The organism is Streptomyces sp. NPDC101194, from assembly GCF_044767885.1.
Classification (GTDB): domain Bacteria; phylum Actinomycetota; class Actinomycetes; order Streptomycetales; family Streptomycetaceae; genus Streptomyces.
The window spans coordinates 21,329-27,784 of record NZ_JBIWOS010000010.1; the positions used below are offsets into that span (position 1 = coordinate 21,329).

General features: G+C 71.6%; 5 protein-coding genes. 3 read left to right on the top strand and 2 right to left on the bottom strand.

Annotated elements, in window-relative coordinates:
- Positions 1-150 precede the first annotated feature (150 nt).
- Positions 151-909 (top strand): enoyl-CoA hydratase/isomerase family protein, encoded by a 759-nt coding sequence (locus tag ACIRP2_RS30165; protein WP_404255751.1) that lies wholly within the window; start codon positions 151-153, stop codon positions 907-909.
- 11 nt (positions 910-920) lie between these two features.
- On the opposite strand, the gene ACIRP2_RS30170 is transcribed toward ACIRP2_RS30165, so the two are convergent.
- Both ACIRP2_RS30170 and ACIRP2_RS30175 read right to left on the bottom strand, forming a co-directional pair.
- Positions 921-1,556: a DJ-1/PfpI family protein gene (locus ACIRP2_RS30170; RefSeq protein WP_404255753.1), complete on the bottom strand. Its 636-nt coding sequence runs from the start codon at positions 1,554-1,556 to the stop codon at positions 921-923.
- Between the two features lie 45 nt (positions 1,557-1,601).
- On the bottom strand, positions 1,602-2,564 hold the full coding sequence (locus ACIRP2_RS30175; protein ID WP_404255755.1) for a GlxA family transcriptional regulator: 963 nt from the start codon (positions 2,562-2,564) through the stop codon (positions 1,602-1,604).
- Between the two features lie 131 nt (positions 2,565-2,695).
- Between ACIRP2_RS30175 and ACIRP2_RS30180 the strand changes: the two genes are divergently transcribed.
- Positions 2,696-3,559, top strand: a complete 864-nt coding sequence (locus ACIRP2_RS30180; RefSeq protein ID WP_404255757.1) for a hypothetical protein — start codon at positions 2,696-2,698, stop codon at positions 3,557-3,559.
- 123 nt (positions 3,560-3,682) lie between these two features.
- Positions 3,683-6,118 (top strand): Tex family protein, encoded by a 2,436-nt coding sequence (locus tag ACIRP2_RS30185; protein ID WP_404255759.1) that lies wholly within the window; start codon positions 3,683-3,685, stop codon positions 6,116-6,118.
- Positions 6,119-6,456 lie beyond the last annotated feature (338 nt).

Consider the following 6,456-nt stretch of genomic DNA (forward strand, 5'->3'; position numbering starts at 1 on the left):
CGCAGAGGCTGCCGTGCGGCCGGCCGAAACTCCGGCTCGGTCTCCTGCCCTCGACGGCGGGATCGGCCGCGGGAAGCTCCTCACGGTGCGTGCCTGTTCGGCGACCCCTTCTTGATCACGGGTTCGAACCGTACGGATAGCATCCGGCGCATGGACCGTACGGAACCCCGGCTGGAGCACGCCGTCGCGGACGGTGTCGCCACTGTCGTCATCACCAACCCCGCCAAGCGCAATGCGATGACGGCGGCGATGTGGGGCGCGCTGCCCGGACTGCTGGAGCGGCTGGCCGCCGACACCGCGGTCCGGGTGCTGGTGCTGACCGGCGCCGGGCACACCTTCTGCGCCGGTGCGGACATCTCCTCGCTCCGGGATCCGGCGTTCGATCCACAGGCCCTCGCCGTGGCGGCGGAGGAGGCCCTCGCCGCGTTCCCCCGGCCGACGCTCGCGGCGATCCGCGGCTACTGCGTCGGCGGCGGCAGCCAGCTCGCGGCCGCCTGCGACCTGCGGTTCGCCGAGGAGGGCGCCTCGTTCGGGGTCACCCCGGCCAAGCTCGGGATCGTGTACGCCGCGTCGTCGACCCGGCGGCTGGTGGCGTTGACCGGCCCGGCGACGGCGAAACACCTGCTGTTCTCCGGCGAGTTGATCGACACCGCACGGGCGCTGCGGACCGGTCTGGTGGACGAGGTGCTGCCGCCCGGTGAGCTGGGCAAGCGGGTCGACGCGTACGCACGGACCCTGGCGGCGCGCTCGCAGCTGACGCAGGCGGCGGCCAAGGAGTTCGCCACGGGTCGCGAGGACCGGGACGCGTACTGGGCGGAGCAGGCACGCCGCAGCGGCGACACCGCGGAGGGTGTCGCCGCCTTCCTGGAACGGCGCGCGCCGCGCTTCACCTGGTCGAAAGGGCTGTGACGCCCCTGCGACTACTGGAGGATGAAGCGGCTTTTGGCACGGAACTCCTCGACCAGCGCCGCCGGCGCCTTCGCGGGTGAGCCCGCGTCGTACGGCGGCTGCGGGTCGTACTCGCTCAGCAGTTGTACGGACATGGCGTGCTCGTCGCCGGCGATGCGGCCGAGCAGGGTGAGTCCCATGTCGATGCCGGAGGAGACGCCGGCCGCCGTAACGTACTTGCCGTCGACGACGACGCGTTCACCGGTCGGCTCGGCACCGAAGTCCTTGAGGGAGTCCAGCGCGAGCCAGTGCGAGGTGGCGCGCCGGCCCGTCAGCAGTCCTGCGGCGGCGAGCAGCAGGGACCCGGTGCAGACGGAGGTGGTCCAGGTGCTGGTGGCGTCGGCGGTGCGCAGCCAGTCGAGCAGGGTCTCGTTCTCCATCTGGTCGGTCTGGCCGGGGCCGCCGGGGACGACCACCACGTCCGGCGCCGGCACGTCGGCGATGGTCTTCTCGGCGACGAGCGCGAGGCTGCCGTTGTCGTTGTGCACGGGGCCGCTCCGTTCGGCGACGAACACGGTCTCCGCGCCGGGGACGCGCGCGAGCATTTCGTAGGGACCCACGGCATCGAGCGAGGTGAAGCGGTCGAAGAGGACGATGGCGATCTGCATGGCGTTGCCTTTCGGTCGGTCGTCGGTGGGCGGCGGGCCGTTCGGTCAGTGGGTGACGGGCTGGGCGCGGAAGCGCCGGCGGTATTCGGCGGGTGCCGTGCCGAGGGTCTTGATGAAGGCGCGGCGCATGGCCTCCGGGGTGCCGTAGCCGCAGGCGCGCGAGATGCCGGTGACGCCGTCGGTGGTGTCCTCCAGCAGTCGACGGGCGTGTTCGATGCGTACGCGGTCGACGTAGCGGCCCGGAGTGAGCCCCGTCTCGGCCTGGAAGGCACGGGCGAAGTGACGGGGCGAGAGGCGGGCACGGGCGGCGAGCGCCTCGACGGTGAGGTCGTCCTCGAGGTGTTCGGTGATCCAGTGCTGGACCTCGCGCAGCGGTTCGCGCCGGGCGGTCTGCGCGGTGAGCTGGGCGCTGAACTGGGCCTGGTTGCCCGGCCGGCGCAGAAAGACCACGAGGTGACGGGCGATCGTGAGCGCGATGTCCCGGCCGTGATCCTCCTCGACGAGTGCGAGGGCGAGGTCGATGCCGGCGGTGACTCCGGCGGAGGTGGCCAGCCTGCCGTCGCGCACGAAGATCGGGTCCGGGTCGACCTCGACGGCCGGGTGGCTGCGCGCGAGATGGTCGCAGACCGTCCAGTGCGTGGTCACCCGGTGCCCGTCCAGCAGCCCCGCCGCCGCCAGCAGCAGCGCCCCCGTACAGACCGACACGAGCCTTTCGGCGTGCGGGGCACGGTCCCGCAGCCAGTCGACGAGCGCGGGGTCGGGGGTACGGGTGCCCTCGCCGCCGGGGACGAGGAGGGTGTGCACCGGTCCGGCGTCGGCGAGAGGGCCGTCAGGGACGAGGGTCAGCCCGCTGCTCGTGCGGACCGGGGCTCCGTCGAGGGAGGCGGTGCGCAGTTCGTACGCGGCACCGGCGAAGTGGGAGGCCCCGGCGAACACCTCCACCGGACCCGTCACATCGAGGCTCTGGACGCCGTCGAAGAGGACGACGAGCACGGATCGCTGCGTCATGCCTGCCATCCTGGGCGGCCGGCGACATGGCCGCAATGACGAAAAACCCACCTTTTCAGCCACACGGACCGTGCGAACCGGGACTCTCCCAGGGGTTACGAGTCGTACCGACCAGTCGGTAACGTGCTTGCATGAGCACTCTCCCGGCGCGCGCCGGACGCCGCTGTCACAACGCCATCAACCCCCTGCATTCGACGGTCTACTTCTCCCCCGACCTCGGCAAGGAGTTCGCAGAGCTCGGCATCGACGACCCGAACGCCGCCTACTTCGCCGCGCGTGGTGCGGCGCTGGGCGCCGTGGGCCCCGGTACGGTCACCGCGGCCTTCTACAACTTCAACCACGAGCTCGTCGCCCGGCACCTCCCCGCCGTGTGGACCGTCGCCTCGCCGCAGGCGGCCCTGGACGCCCGGCTGCGTGCCGCCGACACGACGCTGCGCCGGCTGCTCGGCGAGGAGATCATCGCCTCCCCCGAACTGGCCGAGGCCGCCGGGCTGGCGCTGCGCGCCGCCGAGGCGTGCACCCGACACGCCCGGCCGCTCTACGCCGCCCACGCCGATCTTCCGGTGCCCGAGCAGCCGCACCTGGCCTACTGGCACGCGGGCACACTGTTGCGCGAACACCGCGGCGACGGTCATGTCGCGGCTCTTCTCGCCGCCGGTCTCGATCCGGTGGAGGCCCTGGTCAGCCACACCGCGACCGGCAAGGGCATGAACCCTCGCTGGATCCTCGCCACCCGCGGCTGGGGCCGCGGCGACTGGGAGGAGGCTGTCGAGCGGCTGCGCGGGCGCGGAATCCTCGACGGTGAGGGCGAGCTGACGGACACGGGCGTCGCCCTGCGGGCGGACCTGGAGGACGTCACGGACCGGATGGATCTGGCCCCGTACGAGCATCTGGGTGAACAGGGCGTGGCTCGGCTGACCGAACTGGGGCGCGGATTCCTGTTCACGGCGGCGTCGGCCGGCGCGTTCCCCGCCGATCTGATGGGCAAGGGCTGAGAACTCCGAACCGCGGCGACTGGGGTGGTCGGGCGACACGGCGCCCGACCACCCGGCACAATGCAGGCGAAGGGGTCCGCCCCGGTAAGCACAGCCCGTACGAGAAGGCGAGTCGGTAGAACCGTGACGACGTCCATCGAAGGCAGGATCGCCGAGGAGCTCGGCGTACGCGAGCGGCAGGTGAAGGCGGCCGTCGAGCTGCTCGACGGCGGGTCGACCGTGCCGTTCATCGCCCGCTACCGCAAGGAAGCGACCGAGATGCTCGACGATGCGCAGCTGCGCACGCTCGAGGAGCGGCTGCGCTACCTGCGGGAGCTGGAGGACCGTCGTACGGCGATCCTCGACTCCGTGCGCGAGCAGGGCAAGCTGGACGAGGCGCTGGAGGCGCAGATCCGGGCCGCCGAGACCAAGGCGCGCCTCGAGGACATCTATCTGCCGTTCAAGCCCAAGCGGCGCACGAAGGCACAGATCGCCCGGGAGGCCGGGCTCGAACCGCTCGCCGACGGTCTGCTCGGCGACCCCTCCGTGGAGCCGCTCGCCGCCGCTGCCGCCTTCGTCGACGCCGACAAGGGCGTCGCGGACGCTGCCGCCGCGCTGGAGGGAGCCCGTTCCGTCCTCGCGGAGCGTTTCTCGGAGGACGCCGACCTGATCGGTGAGCTGCGCGAGCGCATGTGGTCGCGCGGGCGGCTGGCCGCCAAGGTGCGCGACGGCAAGGAGGAGGCGGGGGCGAAGTTCGCCGACTACTTCGATTTCGCGGAACCGTTCACCGCTCTCCCCTCGCACCGGGTGCTCGCGATGCTGCGCGGCGAGAAGGAGGAGGTGCTCGACCTGGTCCTGGAGCCGGAGGAGCCTTCCGAGACGCCCGGCCCCTCGACGTACGAGAACATGGTCGCCCGGCGCTTCGGAGTCGGCGACCGCGGCCGTCCCGGCGACAAGTGGCTCGGCGACACCGTGCGCTGGGCCTGGCGGACCCGGATCCTGGTGCATCTCGGCATCGATCTGCGGTTGCGGCTGCGCACGGCGGCGGAGGACGAGGCGGTACGGGTCTTCGCGTCGAACCTGCGCGATCTGCTGCTCGCCGCGCCGGCCGGGACACGGGCCACGCTGGGGCTCGACCCGGGCTTCCGCACAGGTGTGAAGGTCGCCGTGGTCGACGCGACCGGCAAGGTCGTCGCGACGGACGTCATCCACCCTCACGTCCCGGCGAACAAGTGGGACCAGTCGCTCGCCACGTTGGAACGGTTGGCGAAGGCGCACGACGTCGACCTGATCGCCATCGGCAACGGCACGGCGTCCCGCGAGACCGACAAGCTCGCCGGTGACCTCATCGACAAGCACCCCGAGTTGAAGCTCACCAAGGTGATGGTGTCGGAGGCCGGCGCTTCGGTGTACTCGGCTTCGGCCTTCGCCTCCCAGGAACTTCCCGACATGGACGTGTCGTTGCGCGGTGCCGTCTCGATCGCGCGCCGCCTCCAGGACCCCCTCGCGGAACTGGTGAAGATCGACCCGAAGTCGATCGGCGTCGGCCAGTACCAGCACGACCTGTCCGAGGTGAAGCTGTCGCGCTCACTGGACGCGGTCGTCGAGGACTGTGTGAACGGTGTCGGTGTCGACGTCAACACCGCGTCGGCGCCGTTGCTCTCACGGGTCTCCGGGATCGGTTCGGGGCTCGCGGAGAACATCGTCGCGCACCGTGACGCGAACGGGCCGTTCCGTACGCGCAAGGCGCTCAAGGACGTGGCGCGGCTGGGCCCGAAGGCGTACGAGCAGTGTGCGGGCTTCCTGCGCATCCGGGGCGACGACCCGCTGGACGCGTCGAGCGTGCACCCGGAGGCGTACCCGGTGGTGCGGGCGATGGTGAAGCGGACGGGCGGTGACGTCGCCTCGCTGATCGGCAACACGGGTGTGCTGCGCTCCCTGCGGCCCGACGACTTCGTGGACGAGAAGTTCGGTCTGCCGACGGTCACCGACATCCTGAAGGAGCTGGAGAAGCCCGGGCGCGACCCGCGACCCGCGTTCAAGACGGCCACCTTCAAGGAGGGCGTCGAGAAGATCGGCGATCTGGCGTCCGGGATGGTGCTGGAGGGCGTCGTCACCAATGTCGCGGCCTTCGGCGCGTTCGTGGACATCGGTGTGCACCAGGACGGCCTGGTGCACGTGTCGGCGATGTCCCGCACGTTCGTGAAGGACCCGAGGGATGTCGTGAAGCCGGGCGACATCGTGAAGGTCAAGGTCATGGACGTCGACATCCCACGAAAGCGGATCTCGTTGACGCTGCGACTGGACGACGAGTCGTCGGCGGGGAGCCAGGGCGGCGGGCCGGGGCGGGAGCGGAGCGAGCGCGGTGGCCAGGGCGGCGGGCCGAGGCGGGAGCGGAGCGAGCGCGGTGGCCAGGGTGGCCGACCGCCGCGGCAGCGCCAGGGGCAGGGCGGTCAGGACCGTGACCGGCGCGGTGGTGCCGGCGGTTCCGCTCGTCCGGCGCCGGCTCCGGTGAACAGTGCGATGGCGGACGCGTTGCGGCGGGCCGGGCTCGCGGATCCGAAGCAGAACGGCAGCTAAGGGCTGTCCCGAAATCCCTGGTGGATCAGCGCGCGGCGTCGGATGCGGTGCATCGCAAGGCGGAGAGGCGTCCGCATACGGGATGTATGCGGACGTTCCGACAACGCGGCGAGGTGCCGTAGCCGACGTCGCACGCCCGCCAGGAATTACGGGACAGCCCTTAGGCCGTTTCCATCGGATCGTCGGTCCGGTGTCTCGTTGACCGATGCCCAGTGGGCACGCATCGGGCCGTTGCTGCCGGACCGGACTCCGAAGCGGGGAGGGCGGTGGGGGGGTGGACGGGGCGGGTGGGACCCCCCCCCCGCCGAAGAAGCCCCCCCGCCCCGCGGGGGGGGCAG